The organism is Acidimangrovimonas sediminis (assembly GCF_002871005.1).
In the GTDB taxonomy this organism is placed as follows: domain Bacteria; phylum Pseudomonadota; class Alphaproteobacteria; order Rhodobacterales; family Rhodobacteraceae; genus Acidimangrovimonas; species Acidimangrovimonas sediminis.
Genome location: NZ_PHSN01000074.1, coordinates 1 through 1,053 on the forward strand (window position 1 = coordinate 1; position 1,053 = coordinate 1,053).

1 protein-coding gene is annotated in these 1,053 nt (G+C 68.9%); it reads right to left on the reverse strand.

Annotated elements, in window-relative coordinates; translation table 11 throughout:
* Window positions 1-1,053: Re/Si-specific NAD(P)(+) transhydrogenase subunit alpha (locus CVV76_RS24380; protein WP_102227277.1), on the reverse strand; the 1,053-nt coding region annotated here is incomplete at both ends.

Below are 1,053 nucleotides of genomic sequence, written 5' to 3' on the forward strand. Positions count from 1 at the left end.
GATCGACGAGATCGCGTTCGTCACCGCCATCAGCGGCGTGTGCAGGCTGTGCGCCACGTTCCAGATCACCTGGAAGCCGATGAAGCACGACAGCACGAAGACGATGAAATGCTGCATGAAGCTGGCCGGAGCCACCAGCCCCACCAGCAGAAGCACCACCGCGCCGATGCCGATCAGCGTGACCTGGCGCCGGGTCTGGGCGCGGAACGCCGCGGCCTCGGTCGCGCGGCGCTCCTCCGGCGTCGGCGCCTTCTCCTTGGCCTTGGGCTTTTGCGCCGCGATCGCCTGCACCTTCGGCGGCGGTGGCGGGAAGGTCACCGCGCCCGCATGCGCCACCGTCGCGCCGCGGATCACGTCGTCTTCCATGTCGTGGTCGATCACCCCGTCCTTGCCCGGCGTCAGATCGGCGATCATGTGGCGGATGTTGTTGGCGTAAAGCGTGGAGGATTGCGTCGCCATCCGGCTGGGAAAGTCGGTGTAGCCGACGATCGTCACGCCGTTCTCGCTCACCACCTTCTCGTCCGGCACGGTCAGGTCGCAGTTCCCGCCCCGCTCGGCCGCGAGATCGACCACGACAGAGCCGGGCTTCATCGCCTCGACCATGTCCTTCAGCCAGAGCTTCGGCGCGGGGCGGCCCGGGATCAGCGCCGTGGTGATCACCACGTCCATCTCGGGCGCCAGCGCGCGGAACTTCTCCAGCTGCTTCTCGCGGAACTCCGGCGAGGACGGCGCGGCATAGCCCCCCGTCGCGGCGCCATCGGCCTGCGCCTCCTCGAAGTCGAGATAGACGAACTCCGCCCCCATGCTCTCGATCTGCTCGGCCACCTCGGGGCGCACGTCGAAGGCATAGGTGATCGCGCCCAGGCTCGTGGAGGTGCCGATCGCGGCAAGCCCCGCGACGCCCGCGCCGACCACCAGCACCTTCGCCGGCGGCACCTTGCCCGCCGCCGTCACCTGGCCGGTGAAGAACCGCCCGAAATTGTTCGCAGCCTCCACCACCGCGCGGTAGCCCGCGATGTTGGCCATGGACGACAGCGCGTCCATCTTCTGCGC